The sequence below is a fragment of the Mesorhizobium sp. CAU 1741 genome (assembly GCF_039839275.1).
Classification (GTDB): domain Bacteria; phylum Pseudomonadota; class Alphaproteobacteria; order Rhizobiales; family Rhizobiaceae; genus Aerobium.
Genome location: NZ_JBDOQP010000002.1, coordinates 283,834 through 300,000, shown reverse-complemented (window position 1 = coordinate 300,000; position 16,167 = coordinate 283,834). Strand labels below are relative to the sequence as shown.

The following is a 16,167-nucleotide window of genomic DNA, read 5'->3' as shown; positions in this document are numbered from 1 at the left end:
CTTGTTCAGTTGGTGTATAGTCCAATGGATCGTCCTCTGGGCAAGTCTGGATAGCAACGGCAACCAGACGATACGACAAGGACGATTGCGTCAACCTTAACGTGCGTTTGACAGACGGGGAAGCGGCGAGCCACCGGCCACGCCAATCACGTTAACGAAGATGTTGGGGGACCGAACCCCAATGCCCGGTCCCCGGAGAATTACGCCGTTACAGCCGAACCTTGGCGCTATCGCCCAGGTCCGGTCGTGAACCGCTTACCGCGGCTGCGAGCATCTTTACGGTGCTCACGACGGTGCCCGGGCTATCCCAGTACTGCGCATCCTTCGGCGAAACCTTCAGCACCCGGATGCTCGGGTCGTCCGGATTGTCCCACCACGCCTTCGCAGGCGTCGACCACAATTCGCGTATCTTCGCGCGGTCATTGGACACCTCCGCGCGGCCGGTGACCGCGACATAGGTCTGGTCGCTTGCATCCGCGAATGCCAGCGACACGTTGGGCTCCGCCTTGATCTCGTCATCCTTGTGACTGCTCGCGTCGGTCAGGAAATAGATTGCGTGCTCGTCACGCTCGACATGCGCAGCCATCGGACGCGAGCGGATATCTTCTCCCTCGCGCGTCGACAGCATGCAGAACCCGATATCCTCCATCAACTTCCACACGCGTGCGACATCATCAGTGGCCATTGGGCGTCTCCTTGCTCGTTCGTTGTGGGACTAGAACGAGGCCGAGAGCAGCTATGTTCCACTGATTTCGCCAGGAACAATCGCCCGGCGCCTCACCGCACTTAGGCCAGGGGCAGACCAAAAAAAGAATGGCTGGCGTAGGGGCCAGCCATTCTTCGGGGTAGGGAACTTTCGCAGGCGAGGGGAACCTGCATCCAATAAATGCAGAGGCAGGAAAATGGTTCCCGGTCGAGCGCGCGAAATCTCAGAGGACACGTCGTGTCGTCCGGGTGGGATCGAACTGGCGGCTCGCGTTGCGGGCACAAGCTGCCGTTTCATCTATTCACCGTTTGAGCGATCCTGGCACATTGCGGGTCCTCCCGCGTCACCGTGAACCCGCATTCTGCAACAGTCCGGCGATGATGAAGCGCACCAGTCCCTCGATATAGCTGCGGTCCGCCGTCTCGCGCGTGATGATCATGCGCCAATAGAGCAGACCGCCAGCAGCATCGCTGAAGAGCTTTGTGTCGACCGTTGCCGGTAGCTCGCCACGGGCTATGGCGCGTTCCAGCACGGTGGCTGCCCGGCGACGTCGTTCGCGTTGCAGGCGCCCGCGGATATCGTTAGCCAACGCCGGGTTGCGTTGCATCTCGGCATGCAGATCCGGCAGGATGCGACGCACCAATCGGTGTCTGAGGATGCGCCTTATCTGAAGCAGCATCGTCCTGATGTCACCAGCCAGTGTCCCGGTATCGATCAACGGTGCGAGGTCGATACCAACGACTTCCAAGCGTTCGATGACCATCGCCAGCTTTGACGGCCAGCGCCGGTAAAGCGCGGCCTTGCCGACACCGGCGCGTTGCGCAACGCGCTCCAGGCTGATGCCCACATAGCCAAACTCGGCCCATTCCTCAAACAGCGCTCGCGTCAGGGCATCTGTCACCGCGGGCCGCATGGTCGCGGCGCCGCTCGGCACGCGACGCGGTTTTTCGGCGATCAATTCGTCGGAACGCTTGCGTATCATCGAAGCTCACCCATATATGGACGGAACACAACCGTTCCATCCATCAGGAGCTTATTCTATGAATTCCACGTCAAGTCCAGACAAAATGGCCAGTTTCGCCGCTCTGCTGCGAACCGCATTGGGCGACAATCTCGTCCCGACAGCCAACAGCTTCGTTGAGATGATGGCCGAAGATGGGGTGATGGAATTTCCTTATGTCACCGCCAACGAACCATTGCGACTTCATGGACGTGAAGCGGTGCGGCGCCATCTGGCGAGCCTCGAAGGGCTGATCGACATCGATAGCTTCCATGATCTGATCGTCCATCCCAGCCAGACCCCAGGCGTATTCATCCTGCAAATGCGATGTGTCGGAAGGGCGGTGGCAACGGGCCTGCCTTACAACCAGCGCTACATTTCGGTCGTCACCGTCGCGGGGGGGTATATTGTCAACTATCTGGACTACTGGAACCCTCTGGTTTTGACGGAGGCTCTTGGCGGGGTTGCATCTGCGGGGAAGCCGGAAGGTCTGCCGTCGTGAACCGCATTCTGATCACGGGAGCAAGCGGCAAGACGGGACGTCGCCTCGTCAGCCAATTGCGCGGCATGCGCATCCGTCCACGGCAGGCCTTGCGTACTGCGAAAGGCGAAGACGCGGTTCGATTTGACTGGATGGCGCCCGAAACGCATCTCGAGGCCCTCGACGGCGTTCGCGCGGTCTACCTCGTCGCACCTCCCGGCGTCGTCGATCCGCTTCCAGTCATGCTGCCATTTCTCCAGCGAGCCTTGCAGCTCGGCGTAACGCGATTTGTCCTTCTCAGCGCCTCGTCACTCGACGAAGGTGGGCCGATGATGGGACAGGTTCATGGCTGGCTGCGAAGCAACGTCCCGTCCTGGACGGTATTGCGCCCGAGCTGGTTCATGCAGAATTTTTCCGAACAGCAGCATCTGCCGACCATCGTTGGCGAGGACGCTATCTATTCGGCGACCGGCGATGGACGGGTGGGCTTCATCGATGCCGAAGACATTGCCGCCGTAGCCAGCGTTGCCCTGACGGAGCCTAATTTCAAGAGCGGGGATCTGGTCCTGACAGGGCCAGGGACGCTGTCCTACGACGAGGTCGCGGCTGTCATTTCCAGGACAACCGGCCGCGATATTCGCCATCGCCGATTGACCGGGCAGCAGATGACGGACCGGTTTGTCTCCTTCGGCGTGCCTGCCGGCTTTGCGTCCGGGCTGGCTGAGATGGATTTGGCCATTGCCACGGGGGCGGAAGATCGCACCACGGAAAATGTATCCGACGTAACCGGTCTTCCCGCACGCTCCTTTCAGGACTTCGTGACAAGAAATGCCACGGCCTGGGCGAAATCCGCGCTCTGATCGAAAGGCGACTGCACCGTCGGTCGCCCACGGCGCACAGATCCGGCGGGTGCGACGTCGTCAACGGGTGGTCGGGAGTCTGAGCACCCGCACAATCGAGCCTTGTCATGCGAGATCGGCGCGGTCAGATGATTTCTGAAAGAGCACTTCTAAGGTGATCCGTGAATGCCCTGACCTTCGCCGGAAGGAAATGCGACGTGGGATAGACAGCATGAACGTCGAGTGGGGCATATTGGTAGGCGGGCATGATCTGGACCAATTTGCCGGTCGCAAGTTCGGCCCGTATCTGGGGCAGCTGCGCGCCGCCCAAGCCAAGCCCCGCCACGAGTGCCTTGGTGAGCACGAACGTATTGTTGGCGAGGAAGCTGGTCGGCACCGCTACCAGCCGTGACCCGGCCGGACCTGCCAATGGCATGACGTCGTCGGTTGCAGCCCAACTGAACCGCACCTGCCGGTGTGCCGAAAGCTCTTCAGGCGTCTCGGGCGTACCATGCTTTGCAAGGTAGGCGGGTGCGGCAACCAGAATGCGCCGGAGCGTGCCGAGCCGCCGCGCTATGATGCCGGAGGGCTGCAGGGTGCCGAAGCGAACGGCCAGATCGACGGCCTGCTCGGTCAGATCCACAAAGCGGTCGTCCAGCATCAGCTCAGTGGTGAGACCGGGGTGCTTCAACTGAAACGCGATTGCGATATCGGCAAGATACATCTGGCCGAAGCCGGTTGGCGCCTGAATGCGAAGGTGACCCCGCAACGGGCTGTCGGCGCCGGCGACCATTTCGGTCGCCTCGTCAACCGCAGCGAGAACTGGCTTGACCAGCGAATAATATCGCCGCCCTGCCTCGGTCAGCGCCACGTGACGTGTGGTCCTGTTGAGCAGCCGCACGCCCAGATGCTGTTCCAGCGCGGTGATCTTCTGGCTGACGGCAGGCTGGGAAAGCTTCAAGTCCCGGCCCGCCGCAGACAGGCTTCCCAGTTCGGCCACTCTGACGAAAGTGCCCATCGCGGCTAGGAGATCCATCAAAGCCCCCAAAGTTTTCCTTATAACTGATAGAGAATCTAGAGGTCTGCCGCTCAACACGCAAATAGATGATCCTGCGCCATCGCCCATCAGGGGCGCGAGGAGCAGAGAATGTCCGAAATACGAAAAACAGCCTTAGTGGTAGGTGCCAACGGTGTGATTGGCGGCAATCTTATCGATCATCTGTTGACGTTGGATGATTGGGATATCGTCGGGCTGTCACGCAGGGGTGGTGTCTCCAACGAGCGTGTCCGCTATGTTCCCGTCGATTTGCTCGACCGCGACGGCACACGCCAGGCCCTCGCATCACTGTCCGAGGTCACGCATATCTTTTATGCCGCCTACCAGGATCGCCCCGGCTGGGCGGAATTGGTTCGGCCAAACCTGGCGATGCTGGTCAACGTAGTCGACGCCATCGAGCCCGTTGCCGATCGGTTGCAGCACATCAGCCTGATGCAGGGCTACAAGGTCTACGGCGCACATCTGGGTCCCTTCAAGACGCCCGCACGCGAGAGCGACGCCAACCACATGCCGCCTGAATTCAACATCGACCAGCAGAATTTCCTCGAACAGCGGCAGAAGGACAAAACGTGGTCGTGGTCCGCCCTTCGCCCTTCGGTGGTCGTCGGTTTCGGATTGGGCAATCCGATGAATCTCGCCATGGTGATCGCCATCTACGCCAGCATGTCCAAGGAACTCGGGCTGCCACTGCGTTTCCCGGGCAAGCCGGGGGCATATGATAGCCTTCTGGAAATGACGGACGCAGGGCTGCTGGCGCGGGCCACCGTCTGGGCCGCCACCACACCGGCCTGTGCAAACCAGGCTCTGAACATCACCAACGGCGACCTGTTTCGCTGGAGCGAAATGTGGCCCAGGATCGCTGCCTATTTCGAGCTCGATGTGGCGCCGCCGCTGCCCATGCAGTTGTCGACCATCATGGCCGACAAGGAATCGCTATGGGCCGACATGGTAAAACGCCGCGGACTGGCAGACGTCAGCTATTCGGACGTGTCGTCCTGGCCATTCGGTGATGCTGTGTTTGGGTGGAACTACGATTTTTTCGCCGATGGATCGAAGGCACGGCGTCTTGGGTTTCACGAACATGTCGATACGGCCGAAATGTTCTTTTCGGTGTTCGAAGATCTGCGTGCGCGCAAGATCATCGGCTAACTTCCCGCCGCTGGGGCGGCAGTCGGTTGTGGCTGCTCTTGCGGCATCATTCGCTGGCCGCGCGCCTGCTTAAATTCTGGAAACGACACGGCATCCGGGCGCCATGCAGGGCCGCAGGAAGTCCTACGTTCCTCGGACCGATCCGAAAGTTGGACGCCTAGCGGCCTATTACACGGAAACTATTCGATAAACGGGGAAGTGGTGCCCAGACGCGGATTCGAACCACGGACACGCGGATTTTCAATCCGCTGCTCTACCAACTGAGCTATCTGGGCACTTGAGGAGAGAACTGCCAAGCAGTCTCTTCGCCCGGAGGTGTTGGTGTTCCCCCGGAAGCGCGTGGGTTATAGCACGAGATTTGCGCCTGTCCAGCGTCAACCGGCAGCATTCGGCGACTAATTTCCGGTCGCTCCGCGCGATGCCGGGCGGGGTCTAGTGTTCGTCGTCGTCGAGGTTCTCGTCGGCCTCGGTGACCGGGATGGCATACGAGCCGGAGAGCCAGCGATTGAGGTCGACGTCCTTGCAGCGCGGCGAGCAGAACGGGTAGTCGGCGCGCGACGAGGGTTTGCCGCATTCGGGGCATGGTCGGCGCGGACGCAGCGGCGTCACTTTCGCCGTATCGGGTCGATCAGACATGGTTTCAGGCCTTGGCGCTGGCGTGCCAGCGCGGATGCACGGCGTAGCCGTCTGCCGTCAGCAGGCCCACCGTCTCGTAGAGCGGCAGGCCGACGACGTTGGTGTAGGACCCGACCAGCTTGACGACGAAGGTACCGGCCAGGCCCTGCACGGCATAGCCGCCGGCCTTGCCGCGCCATTCGCCGGACGCGAGGTAGCTTTCCAGTTCGTCGCGCGACAGGCGCTTGAAGCGCACGCGCGTCTCCACCAGCCGCTGGCGCACCTTGCCCGCGGGCGTGATCAGGCACACGCCGGTATAGACGCGATGCGCGCGGCCCGACAGCAGCCTCAGGCAATTGGAGGCTTCCTCGACGAGGTCGGCCTTGGGCAGGACCCGCCTTCCGACCGCCACCACCGTATCGGCGGCGAGCACGAACAGACCCGTCTGGCCCTCGTTGTTCAGCCCTTCCAGCGCCTTTTGCGCCTTGGCGGCGGAGAGCCGCTTGGCGAGCGAGCGGGGATGTTCGGCCCGCAATGGCGTCTCGTCGAGATCGGCCGGATAGATGCGATCGGGCTCGACGCCTGCCTGCTGCAGAAGCTCGATCCGCCTGGGGGAACCCGAGGCCAGCACAAGCTTCTGGGAGACGCTCATCGAGGATCCGTGGGCTTTAGGGGAGGGGACCGCTATTTGAAGCGGTAGGTGATGCGACCCTTGGTCAGGTCGTACGGGGTCATTTCGACCAGGACCTTGTCGCCGGTCAGAACGCGGATCCGGTTCTTGCGCATGCGCCCGGCCGTGTGTGCGATGATTTCATGTTCGTTCTCGAGCTTCACCCTGAACATCGCATTTGGCAGCAGTTCAGTGACGACACCCGGAAATTCGAGTACTTCTTCCTTCGGCATCCGATACCTGTGTTTTGATTGACATGCCGGCCGCAGCGGCCGGAAAGTTGCGCGGAACCTATATGATTAGCGCGGCTTTGTGAACATGCTTATTCCGCCTCTTCAGCGGTCGTTTCGGTCCCGAATCGCGTCGCGATCCGTGCCTGAAGGCGCTCGCCAACGTCGCGATAGGCTTCCATGATACGTTCGCGCGTGCCGACCGCTCCTGACGGGTCCGCGGTAGGCCAGTATTCGACGTCGACGGCCGTGGTGCGCGTCAGTTCGAGCGCGGCGTGGTGGGCTTCGGGCGCGAGCGTCACGATCAGGTCGAAATAGGCGTCCTCGAGATCGTCCAGCCGCTGGGGCTGACGATCACCGAGCGACAGGCCGCGTTCAGCCAGCACTGCATCCACGAACGGGTCCCGCGGACCGGCACGCACGCCAGCCGACGCGATGAAGACGTCGCGCGGCAGCATCGAACGCGCGATCGCCTCGGCCATCGGGGAACGGATAGCGTTCATGCCGCACAGGAAAAGGATTGAACGTGGGATCCGGCCAGTCCCATCCACGGATGCTAGCCCCGCCAATGCAGAACGCAGACCAGGGTGAAGAGCCGGCGCGCCGTGTCGAAATCGACGTCGATCTTCCCGGAAAGCCGGTCCATCAGCGTTTGCGAGCCTTCATTGTGCAGCCCCCGGCGGCCCATGTCGATCGCCTCGATCTGGGACGGCGTGGAGCTGCGGATCGCCTCATAGTAGCTTTCGCAGATCAGGAAATAGTCCTTCACCACGCGCCTGAAGGGCGTCAGCGACAGGATGTGGGTCACAACGGATTCGCCGCTGTCGCGGGTCACCGTGAACACCAGCTTGGCGTCCACCAGCGACAGGCGCAGCCTGTACGGCCCGTGATCGTCGCCGACCGGCTTGAAGGAATTGTCCTCAATCAGGTCGAAGATGGCGACAGCGCGTTCGTGTTCCACGTCCGGCGTCGAGCGGCCGATCGATTCGTCGAGTTCGACGTCGACCAGCCGTGACTTGCCGTCGCGCCCGCTCATCGCATCAGCTTTCCAGGTTCAGCCTGATGGCGACCGATGCCGCATGGCCGTCCAGGTTCTCCGCGCGCGCCAGCGTGATCGCCGCGGGGCCGATTTCCCGCAACTGGTCGGGGCCGAGCTTCAGCACCGAGGTGCGCTTGACGAAATCGAGCACCGACAGGCCGGACGAGAAGCGGGCCGAGCGGGCAGTAGGCAGGACGTGGTTGGAGCCTCCGACATAGTCGCCGATCACCTCCGGCGTGTGCCGTCCGACGAAGATGGCGCCGGCATTGCGGATCTTTCGGGAATATTCGTCCGCACCTTCCATCGCCAGCTCGACGTGTTCGGCCGCGATGCGGTTTGCCAACGGCACGGCGTGCTCGAGATCGGCAACCAGGATGATGGCGCCATAGTCGCGCCAGCTCGCCGCGGCCGTTTCGCCGCGCGGCAGGCCGGAGATTTGACGTTCCACCTCGGCCGCGACCGCGTCAGCAAGCGCCGGATCGTCGGTGATCAGGATCGACTGCGCCGCCGTGTCGTGCTCGGCCTGGGCGATGAGGTCCGCGGCAAGCCATGACGGGTCGTTGGCGCCGTCCGCGATCACCAGCACTTCCGATGGGCCGGCGATCATGTCGATGCCCACCGTGCCGAAAACCCGACGCTTGGCGGCGGCCACGAAGGCGTTGCCGGGCCCGACGATCTTGGCCACCGGCGCGATGGTCTCGGTGCCATAGGCAAGCGCCGCGATGGCTTGCGCACCGCCGACGCGATAGATTTCCGAGACGCCGGCAAGGCGCGCTGCCGCCAGCACCAGCGGGTTCAACTCCCCGCGCGGCGACGGCACGACCATGACGACGCGCTCGACGCCCGCCACCTTCGCCGGAACGGCGTTCATCAGCACCGAGCTCGGATAGCTTGCCGTGCCTCCGGGAACATACAGGCCGACCGCCTCGACCGCGCTCCAGCGTGAGCCGAGCTCGACGCCGATCGGGTCGATATAGCTGTCGTCCTTCGGCATCTGGCGCTGGTGATGCGCGACGATGCGGGTATGGGCCAGTTCGAGCGCTGCGAGCGTGCTGGGATCGACCGCCGCCAGCGCCGCGTCGACTTCCGCCTGCGTGATGGCGATACCGCAGTCGCGCAGGTCGAGCTGGTCGAAGCGCTCGGTGTATTCGATCAGCGCCGCATCCCCGCGCAGGCGCACCGACGCGATGATGTCGCGCACCACGGTGTCCACGTCTTCGGAGACTTCCCGCTTGGTGGACAGGAAAGCTGCAAAGCGGGTCTCGAAATCGGGCGCATTTTGGTCGAGGCGCAGGGGCATGTGGGGAAGTAGGCTCCGCTCAGTTTTTGTGATGGGGGCGCGACGACGTTTCCCACGCTGCGCCGAGGTCGGAGAGCCTCGCCTCGACATAGTCCACGTCGAGGCGGATCGCTGCATTGCCCGAGCAGGTGAGCTCGACGACGCCCGCCGGCGCCTCGCCTCCGGGCAGGAACCGAATCGCGAGCAGCGACAGCACTTCATCTGTCGCCTCGCGCGCAAAACCCGTCGTCCTGACAACCTCCACGCCCTCGAAATGCAGTGCACAGCGACGGCGCTCGTGTCGACGGCTGAACAGGCCGGGCCGATTTTCCCACACAAAGCGGTTCATGGCGATGACGAAGCGCTTTTCCGCCGCCAGATAGGTCAGGTCGCCGACTTTCATGACGGCGTCCTGCACATGCGCGGAAACAATCTCCAGGTCCTGTTCGTCAAGGGCGACAAGCTTGAGCTGTGACATGGCGGTGCGCAATCCGGAGAGGCCGGGACGGGTTCGCCCCGGTGTTAGGCCGTCTTTACGTATGGTGCAACAGATGCGCCGGGACAAGCGGCGCGACAGAGACGGAATCCTAAGAAGAAAGTCGCTCGATCGTCGCGCCGCAGCCCGAAAGCTTCTCTTCCAGCCGCTCGAAGCCGCGATCGAGGTGGTAGACGCGATTGACCACGGTCTCGCCTTCCGCCGCGAGGCCCGCGATCACCAGCGAGACAGATGCGCGAAGGTCGGTCGCCATCACCGGCGCGCCTTTCAACTGCGAAACGCCATCGACGATCGCCGTCTGGCCTGAAAGCGTGATCCGAGCCCCGAGACGCGCCAGCTCCTGCACATGCATGAACCGGTTCTCGAAGATCGTCTCGGTGATGTGCGAGCGTCCCTTCGCCATCGTCATCAGCCCCATGAACTGGGCCTGCAGATCGGTCGGGAAGCCGGGAAAGGGCTCGGTTGTCACGTCGACGGGCTGGATGCCGGCGCCATTGCGGCGGATGCGAATGCCCGAGTTCAGCGGCGTGACCTCTGCGCCGGCGCGCTCGATGGCGGCAAGCGCGTTTTCCAGAAGGTCGGCGCGCGCGCCTTCGAGAACCACGTCGCCCCCGGTCATTGCCACGGCCATCGCATAGGTGCCGGTCTCGATGCGATCGGGAATCACGGCGTGGGTGGCGCCGTGCAGCGAGCCGACGCCCTGGATGACGATGGTCGAGGTGCCGGCGCCGGAAATCTTGGCACCCATCGCGATCAGGCATTCGGCGAGGTTGACGACCTCCGGCTCGCGGGCGGCGTTTTCAAGCACCGTCTCGCCCCTGGCGAGCGTCGCGGCCATCATCAGGACGTGCGTGGCGCCGACGGAAACCTTCGGAAAGACGTAGCGGTTGCCAATGAGCCCCTTCGGCGCTCGGGCCTGCGCGTAACCTTGCTCGATCTCGATCTCCGCGCCGAGCGCGGCCAGCCCCTCGATGAACAGGTCGACGGGACGCGTGCCGATCGCGCAGCCGCCCGGCAGCGACACGCGCGCCTCGCCCATGCGCGCCAGGAGCGGCCCGATCACCCAGAACGATGCGCGCATCTTCGAGACGAGTTCATAAGGCGCGGTCGTGTCGACGATGTTGCCGGCGGTGAAATTCACCGTGCGTGCATAGAGCGAGTTCTGCTCTTCGCGGCGCCCGTTGACGGAATAGTCGACGCCGTGATTGCCTAGGATTCGCGTGAGCTGCTCGACGTCGGCCAGATGCGGCAGGTTCTCGAGGCTCAGGGTCTCGCTGGTGAGCAGCGAGGCGATCATCAGCGGCAGGGCTGCGTTCTTGGCGCCGGAGATCGGTATCGATCCGTTGAGCTGGTTGCCGCCGACTATCCTGATGCGATCCATGCGCAATATCCTTCCCGGCCCGCCGGTTTGGTGATCTTCGAGGGCGTGTCCGTCACAGGGACGAGCCACCCGTTCAAATTGGTTGTCGATCGTCGGAGAAGAGGCCGCTCCGGTCAGTCCCGGCCCGTATGGTCGTCCCCGTTGTCCCTCAACAACCCCTCCGGCCGCGAATCGGCCGCTCCGTCCCGCCTCGAACGCGCCTGCGCCTTGCGCCGCTGAAGGTTGGCGCGCAGCTTTTCGGCAAGTCGCGCCTGCTTTGGATCCGGCGAACTGACCTTCCGGCGCTCGTCGTCTGGCGGGTTCATCAGAATCTCCGGCTAAAGACGAATTGTGTTCTTCTGGCGGCGCCCGCCTATAGCAGAGGTCGTCCCGGCCTCCTAGCCCATTGCCAACGGCCCGCAATGGGCGCGCTCGATATCACAGTGACGACGAGCTGCAAAATGCGTTCTTGAGCGCTTGCGCTCCGGCAAACCTTGTGGCAGAAGTCCGCCGCATTCGCGACCTGCTGTGGTAGCTCAGTGGTAGAGCACTCCCTTGGTAAGGGAGAGGTCGAGAGTTCAATCCTCTCTCACAGCACCATCAACCCCTTGTAATAATTGAGTTTCCTGGATCGGGCAAAATCCAGAAGGGACTAGCACGCGCATAGCGCGCATTTGCCCTGTTTGTTGTTTTTCAATAACTTAGGGATACGCTGGAGCGTGCTGGTAGCACAAACCTAGCACGCCAGCGCACCACAGTAGCTCGCTGGTGGCGACCCGATGGATGATTCTCCAAAGCTCCCTAAGAACCGCGATATCCGCGCCATCTGGCACTCACTTGGCAGAAACAAATCACCCATCACGGCCTCCTTCTCGGAGACCGTGAATCACATCTCAATCGACATTAATAGGTCCTGAGCCTGGGCTGCAGGCAATGCATCGGGCAACAGCGTCCCCGATAGCAGGATCAACCGAAGTCCCAGTATCCGGGCGCGGCTTCATGAAGCATTCCGACGGTGCTTGCCTGCACATTCTCGGCACTGATGGCGAAATTGAGCAAGATCGCCTCGCGCGAGGCGCCAGCGTTCATCTGGCCGACCCAATAGTCCACACCTGCCGTTTCACCGGGCCGGTTCAGAACATTCATGTACATGACGTTCACGAACTGCGAAGCGGACATGGCGTCGTCATCGCCGAAGCGCTGGGTGAACTCGTCGCTATCGAGGAGCAGGACTGCCATGGACATCAGGTCCATGCCGCCCTCGTTGAGGTCGATCCAGTAGTTCAACCCACCGGTATCAGCCTCGCGTGCAAAGCCGGCCTCGTAGAGGAGCGCCACGTTGCTGACATGTTGAGGGGCGGCAGAGCCTGTTGTGATCTCGAAGACCTCCTGTGTCTCCCCACCGAGACTTCGAGCAATGATCGTGTCAGCCAGCCCAGAGCCAACGGCGAGGACGTCGGTGCGTCCAGCACTATAGGCTTCCACCGCCTCATCAATAGAAGCGAAAATGACGAACTCGACGCGGATGCCAAGGTCTCCGAAGTAACTGGATAGTGCCGCCTCGCTCACGAGGTCGGTCGAGTACGCAATCGTCGCTCCATCCAGTTCGTTCGGCGAAGAAATGCCCAGATTTCGTGGTATCACAAGCTGGAGACCGCCGTTGGACGGTGGTGCGTCGGTTTCATCAGGCGTATCGTCAGGCGGCGTGTCATCATCCGGCGACGGCCCATCGCCGGGCGGATCAACCGGCGTGCCAGCCAGAACCGAAGCAAGGTAGTTTGCGAACTCCCCCGATGTCGTTGCGTAAAGATCTATCACGCCGGTCTGGAGCGCCGAATACGCCTCGGCTGAATTGATCGGGACGAAAATCGCGTCCCCGCCAATCGACGCTTGCCAAGCGTTCAATTCCGTCGAATCTTGGGCCTGTCCATTGTAGCCGATCTTCGTGCCGGAATCGGCAGTGCCCTCCGCGATACCCTCGAAGGAAAAGAAGTATAAAGTCATCCCGCTGTAATCTCCCTGCTCAAATATATTACCCAGGTAGCGTACGGCCCGCTTCAATATCGTGACAATAGAGCATTTTTTCGTTCTTCCCGGTTCATTGAAGGGATACACGCCGAGGCGGATTGATGCAAATCTTGGGCTCGGACAGGAGGTTTGAATGCCTCGCTCAAATGAAGAGGATTTGCGCGCTTAGCTAATCGGGGTTGTCCAGGATGGCGGTTCGGCGCGATCGGCGGCCGCACGCTCCGAGATCGGCTGCGACAATGGTGAGAAGGTGCGCGTCGCCTTCGCGACCTGCGGTGGTTGCTCAGTGGTAGCGCACTCCCTTGGTAAGGGAGAGGTCGAGAGTTCAATCCTCTACTAGCGGCACCATTCTTTTCCCGGCCAGCAACCGCGCTCGGGATCGCGCCGTTTCAATCGACCATGATGATCGGGCTCTTCGAAGGCCTCAGTTCCATCGAGTGCGAACTGCCCTCGGCGACGATGCGCTCACGTTCCAGACTCTCGCCCCAGGCAGTCGTGCGCGTGTTCTCGTCTTCCAGAAGTATGTCCGCGGCGGCGCTCAACGTCTGCCGGACGTCGAAGAACATGGTCGCGGTGGTGTACAGGGCGACGAATATTGCCGCGTAATAGATCGGCTGGCTGCGTCGCATGACGCTCTCGCTCAGCGAAACGAGCCATGAGGGCGACAGATACGCGACGGCCATCACGGAAGACGCGCCGATGATCGCGCCGCCGAGGATGTCGCTGGGATAGTGGTAGCCCGCATAGACGCGCGGGAAGGTGGAGACCACAAGTGCCCAGACCAGGCAGGCGCTGCCGAGCAGCCTCGAGCGCAGCAGCACCGCCGTTGCAAGCGCAAAGGCGAGCGCCGCGGTGTCGCTCGGGAAAGAGCTCCAGTCGGCGGGAATGTCGAGTTCGGTACCGAACGGAATGCGAAAGCCTTCGATGTCGGCGAAGATGGGGCGGGGCCGCTCGGAAATGTTCTGTGCGATGCGCGCCGCGAAGATTGCGACGAACGAGCCGCCAAGCGCGGTTACGAATGTCTGGTTGATGTCCCGCAGATGTTTCTGCATCAGCGCAACGGCGATCAGGGCCGTGACGATCGGCAGAATCCGGACCGTATCGAGCATCATGAACTTGACGATGATCAGGTCGAGCACAACCGAAACTTGCGCCATCTGGTTGAATACCATCATCATCGGGACATCGAATGCGCTGCCCATCCACTCAAACATGCTTTGCTCCCCAGCACCAATACTTTAGCTGACTATCGGTTTTCTGCTGCTTTCGATCAAACGCTTCCTGCATCCGTAGTTAATCCAACCGACGCAAAGCGATACCAAACCCTTGCATCGTAAGGAATTGCTCATCTTTAAGCGCTAGCTGATAGAGGGGATTTCAGGGCTTGAGGAGCGTCGACATGCTCGCACGCGTAATGACTACTGCGGACGGAACGCCGCGGCGGTGGGGTTTTGGTCGCCTCTTCGTGCTGGGCGCTGCCACCGTGCTGGTCGTCAACAGCATGATGCTCTATTCCAGCCTCAACCGGCTCTCCGAAGCGACGGCATGGGTCAAGCACACCTCGATCGCGCGGCAGATCATGGCCCAGGCCTTCGCCGACCTGATGAGCGCGGAGGCGGCGCAGCGCACTTTTCTGATTACCGGCAACAGTGGCGATCTCGTCCCTTACGGTCGGGCCGTGACTGACGCCGACAATCTGATCCAGAGGCTTCTCAGCTCGGTAGACGACAACCCCGAACAGGTGCAGCGCGTGACCCATGCGAGCACGCTGATGCAAGAGCGCTTCGCCGAACTGGAAGCCGCCTTCGAGAATAGAACGCGAGGTAGCTTTGCCTCGGTCACCGCGCTGCTTCAGCGAACCAACGAAGAGGCGACGACCGGCCGGATCAGGACGATTTTCTCTGAGTTGATCGCCGAGGAAGACGATCTGCTCGCCGAGCGCCAACTTGCCTACCACAACTCGCGCAGCAGGGCCTACATTTCGATGGCGGTCTTCGTCGGGACGACATTCGCCATGGTCGTTGCATCTTTCATGCTGATGCGGCGCGAGTTGAATTCAAGACGCCAGTCAGCCACGAAGATACAGGACTACGCCCGAAGCCTCGACGCCAATGTCATGCAGCTCAAGTCGGAGCGAAATGAAATCGCGCTCCTGAACGAAATGAGCAATTTCCTGCAGTCGTGCAATTCGCTGGACGAGGTAGCCAACCTCTCCGGCCCGTTCCTGCAACGACTCTTCCCCACGCACTCCGGCGCCTTTCGCGTTTTCGCCGCCTCGCGCAACCAGCTCAAGCTGGTGACGAAATGGGGAGACGGCCCTATCGTCCCGATCGTATTGCCGGACGATTGCTGGGCGCTGCGCAAGGGGCAGGTCCACGTCTATAGCGCGGCGGCAGGCACTCCGATTTGCCGGCATTGTCAGGGCGACCACGACGCAGGCCACACCATCTGCGTTCCGCTGCAGGCGTTTGGCGAGACTTTGGGTTTGCTGAGCATGGAGCGCGATGCATTTGCAATGGGTGATGGCGACAACGAAGCGCTGATGCGTCTCGTCGGCATGGCAGGACGGCAATTGGGCCTGACGCTGGCCAGCCTCAAGCTGCGCGAGACCCTCAACGAGCAGTCAATCCGCAACCCGCTCACCAATGCCTTCAACCGGCGTTACCTGGAGGTGCTGGCGACAAAGGAGATCGCGCAGGCAGCGCGGTACGAGCGCAACCTCGCGGTGGTCATGCTCGACGTCGACCATTTCAAGCGCTTCAACGACGTGCATGGCCACCGCGCGGGCGATGCCGCGCTGGTAGCGGTGGTCAACTACCTGCATTCGGAAATCCGCGAGGGCGATTGGCTGTTCCGATATGGCGGCGAAGAGTTCCTGCTGCTGCTCAGGGACGCTGACGGCGACGATGCTTTGCAAAAGGCGGAGGAGCTTCGCGCCGGCATCGAGAACCTCGTCGTCCGCTGCGATGACGAGATCCTGCCCAAACTGACCATCTCCATGGGGATCTCGATATTCCCCGGCGACACGACCGAGTTTGCGGAGCTGGTGACGTTGGCCGACGAAGCGCTTTATGGCGCAAAGCGCAATGGCCGCAACTGCGTCCGCCTGGCCGTCCAGACCAGATTGCCCGAAGCCTTGATTGCCTAAGCCAAGGCCCCGGTAGCTGCTGCGCGGCTGCCGGGAGAGGAGTTGTTGCAGGGGCAAAGATGCGCCTTCT

18 protein-coding genes and 2 tRNA genes are annotated in these 16,167 nt (G+C 61.9%); 5 read left to right on the top strand and 15 right to left on the bottom strand.

Features of this window, described 5'->3' with window-relative positions:
• Positions 1-208 precede the first annotated feature (208 nt).
• Entirely contained in the window at positions 209-685 is a 477-nt protein-coding gene (locus tag AAFN84_RS08400) for a pyridoxamine 5'-phosphate oxidase family protein (RefSeq protein ID WP_347514112.1), read from the bottom strand.
• Positions 686-1,049: 364 nt separating this feature from the next.
• Positions 1,050-1,688, bottom strand: a complete 639-nt coding sequence (locus tag AAFN84_RS08395; protein WP_347514111.1) for a TetR/AcrR family transcriptional regulator — start codon at positions 1,686-1,688, stop codon at positions 1,050-1,052.
• Between AAFN84_RS08395 and AAFN84_RS08390 the strand changes: the two genes are divergently transcribed.
• Both AAFN84_RS08390 and AAFN84_RS08385 read left to right on the top strand, forming a co-directional pair.
• Positions 1,678-2,208, top strand: coding sequence for a nuclear transport factor 2 family protein (locus AAFN84_RS08390; protein ID WP_347514110.1), 531 nt, complete (start codon positions 1,678-1,680; stop codon positions 2,206-2,208). The two genes, AAFN84_RS08395 and AAFN84_RS08390, sit on opposite strands and share 11 nt — an antisense overlap.
• The gene (locus tag AAFN84_RS08385; RefSeq protein WP_347514109.1) at positions 2,205-3,047 is read left to right on the top strand and encodes an NAD(P)H-binding protein; all 843 of its coding nucleotides are present in this window, start codon (positions 2,205-2,207) and stop codon (positions 3,045-3,047) included. Before AAFN84_RS08390 ends, AAFN84_RS08385 begins: the two co-directional genes overlap by 4 nt.
• Positions 3,048-3,171: 124 nt before the next feature.
• On the opposite strand, the gene AAFN84_RS08380 is transcribed toward AAFN84_RS08385, so the two are convergent.
• Positions 3,172-4,062: a LysR family transcriptional regulator gene (locus AAFN84_RS08380; protein ID WP_347514108.1), complete on the bottom strand. Its 891-nt coding sequence runs from the start codon at positions 4,060-4,062 to the stop codon at positions 3,172-3,174.
• 111 nt (positions 4,063-4,173) lie between these two features.
• Here AAFN84_RS08380 and AAFN84_RS08375 point away from each other — a divergent pair, with 111 nt between their 5' ends.
• Positions 4,174-5,232: an SDR family oxidoreductase gene (locus tag AAFN84_RS08375; RefSeq protein WP_347514107.1), complete on the top strand. Its 1,059-nt coding sequence runs from the start codon at positions 4,174-4,176 to the stop codon at positions 5,230-5,232.
• A 199-nt stretch (positions 5,233-5,431) separates the two neighbouring features.
• Here AAFN84_RS08375 and AAFN84_RS08370 read toward each other — a convergent pair.
• The 10 genes from AAFN84_RS08370 to AAFN84_RS08325 all read right to left on the bottom strand — a co-directional run bounded on the left by AAFN84_RS08370 (position 5,432) and on the right by AAFN84_RS08325 (position 11,247).
• Positions 5,432-5,507: transfer RNA gene (locus AAFN84_RS08370), tRNA-Phe, on the bottom strand.
• A 157-nt stretch (positions 5,508-5,664) separates the two neighbouring features.
• Complete coding sequence (gene yacG / locus AAFN84_RS08365; protein WP_347514106.1) at positions 5,665-5,868, bottom strand: DNA gyrase inhibitor YacG; 204 nt, start codon at positions 5,866-5,868, stop codon at positions 5,665-5,667.
• Positions 5,869-5,872: 4 nt separating this feature from the next.
• Positions 5,873-6,499, bottom strand: coding sequence for a Maf-like protein (locus AAFN84_RS08360; protein WP_347514105.1), 627 nt, complete (start codon positions 6,497-6,499; stop codon positions 5,873-5,875).
• Between the two features lie 32 nt (positions 6,500-6,531).
• On the bottom strand, positions 6,532-6,750 hold the full coding sequence (gene infA / locus AAFN84_RS08355; protein WP_006200926.1) for a translation initiation factor IF-1: 219 nt from the start codon (positions 6,748-6,750) through the stop codon (positions 6,532-6,534).
• A gap of 89 nt (positions 6,751-6,839) precedes the next feature.
• On the bottom strand, positions 6,840-7,298 hold the full coding sequence (locus tag AAFN84_RS08350) for a low molecular weight phosphatase family protein (protein ID WP_347514104.1): 459 nt from the start codon (positions 7,296-7,298) through the stop codon (positions 6,840-6,842).
• 5 nt (positions 7,299-7,303) lie between these two features.
• On the bottom strand, positions 7,304-7,783 hold the full coding sequence (locus AAFN84_RS08345) for a UPF0262 family protein (RefSeq protein ID WP_347514103.1): 480 nt from the start codon (positions 7,781-7,783) through the stop codon (positions 7,304-7,306).
• 4 nt (positions 7,784-7,787) lie between these two features.
• Positions 7,788-9,086: a histidinol dehydrogenase gene (hisD, locus tag AAFN84_RS08340; protein ID WP_347514102.1), complete on the bottom strand. Its 1,299-nt coding sequence runs from the start codon at positions 9,084-9,086 to the stop codon at positions 7,788-7,790.
• A 19-nt stretch (positions 9,087-9,105) separates the two neighbouring features.
• Positions 9,106-9,543 (bottom strand): DUF2948 family protein, encoded by a 438-nt coding sequence (locus tag AAFN84_RS08335; RefSeq protein ID WP_347514101.1) that lies wholly within the window; start codon positions 9,541-9,543, stop codon positions 9,106-9,108.
• A 109-nt stretch (positions 9,544-9,652) separates the two neighbouring features.
• Positions 9,653-10,942, bottom strand: a complete 1,290-nt coding sequence (gene murA, locus AAFN84_RS08330; RefSeq protein WP_347514100.1) for a UDP-N-acetylglucosamine 1-carboxyvinyltransferase — start codon at positions 10,940-10,942, stop codon at positions 9,653-9,655.
• 113 nt (positions 10,943-11,055) lie between these two features.
• On the bottom strand, positions 11,056-11,247 hold the full coding sequence (locus AAFN84_RS08325; protein WP_347514099.1) for a hypothetical protein: 192 nt from the start codon (positions 11,245-11,247) through the stop codon (positions 11,056-11,058).
• 199 nt (positions 11,248-11,446) lie between these two features.
• On the opposite strand from AAFN84_RS08325, the gene AAFN84_RS08320 reads away from it, so the two are divergent.
• A tRNA-Thr gene (locus AAFN84_RS08320) sits at positions 11,447-11,521 on the top strand.
• A 366-nt stretch (positions 11,522-11,887) separates the two neighbouring features.
• Here the strand turns inward: AAFN84_RS08320 and AAFN84_RS08315 are convergent.
• Complete coding sequence (locus AAFN84_RS08315; protein WP_347514098.1) at positions 11,888-13,036, bottom strand: DUF4214 domain-containing protein; 1,149 nt, start codon at positions 13,034-13,036, stop codon at positions 11,888-11,890.
• Positions 13,037-13,338: 302 nt separating this feature from the next.
• Positions 13,339-14,163 (bottom strand): phosphatase PAP2 family protein, encoded by an 825-nt coding sequence (locus tag AAFN84_RS08310; RefSeq protein ID WP_347514097.1) that lies wholly within the window; start codon positions 14,161-14,163, stop codon positions 13,339-13,341.
• A 185-nt stretch (positions 14,164-14,348) separates the two neighbouring features.
• Between AAFN84_RS08310 and AAFN84_RS08305 the strand changes: the two genes are divergently transcribed.
• A complete protein-coding gene (locus AAFN84_RS08305) occupies positions 14,349-16,097 on the top strand; it encodes a diguanylate cyclase (protein WP_347514096.1) in 1,749 nt (582 codons plus the stop codon).
• The last annotated feature ends 70 nt before the right edge of the window (positions 16,098-16,167 follow it).

Coding starts and splice junctions, on each gene's coding strand:
- AAFN84_RS08310 (WP_347514097.1), bottom strand. CDS start 14,163: ATGTTTGAGTGGATGGGCAGCGCATTCGATGTCCCGATGATGATGGTA.
- AAFN84_RS08305 (WP_347514096.1), top strand. CDS start 14,349: ATGCTCGCACGCGTAATGACTACTGCGGACGGAACGCCGCGGCGGTGG.
- murA (WP_347514100.1), bottom strand. CDS start 10,942: ATGGATCGCATCAGGATAGTCGGCGGCAACCAGCTCAACGGATCGATA.
- AAFN84_RS08380 (WP_347514108.1), bottom strand. CDS start 4,062: ATGGATCTCCTAGCCGCGATGGGCACTTTCGTCAGAGTGGCCGAACTG.
- AAFN84_RS08335 (WP_347514101.1), bottom strand. CDS start 9,543: ATGTCACAGCTCAAGCTTGTCGCCCTTGACGAACAGGACCTGGAGATT.
- AAFN84_RS08375 (WP_347514107.1), top strand. CDS start 4,174: ATGTCCGAAATACGAAAAACAGCCTTAGTGGTAGGTGCCAACGGTGTG.
- AAFN84_RS08345 (WP_347514103.1), bottom strand. CDS start 7,783: ATGAGCGGGCGCGACGGCAAGTCACGGCTGGTCGACGTCGAACTCGAC.
- infA (WP_006200926.1), bottom strand. CDS start 6,750: ATGCCGAAGGAAGAAGTACTCGAATTTCCGGGTGTCGTCACTGAACTG.
- AAFN84_RS08325 (WP_347514099.1), bottom strand. CDS start 11,247: ATGAACCCGCCAGACGACGAGCGCCGGAAGGTCAGTTCGCCGGATCCA.
- AAFN84_RS08360 (WP_347514105.1), bottom strand. CDS start 6,499: ATGAGCGTCTCCCAGAAGCTTGTGCTGGCCTCGGGTTCCCCCAGGCGG.
- AAFN84_RS08400 (WP_347514112.1), bottom strand. CDS start 685: ATGGCCACTGATGATGTCGCACGCGTGTGGAAGTTGATGGAGGATATC.
- hisD (WP_347514102.1), bottom strand. CDS start 9,086: ATGCCCCTGCGCCTCGACCAAAATGCGCCCGATTTCGAGACCCGCTTT.
- yacG (WP_347514106.1), bottom strand. CDS start 5,868: ATGTCTGATCGACCCGATACGGCGAAAGTGACGCCGCTGCGTCCGCGC.
- AAFN84_RS08395 (WP_347514111.1), bottom strand. CDS start 1,688: ATGATACGCAAGCGTTCCGACGAATTGATCGCCGAAAAACCGCGTCGC.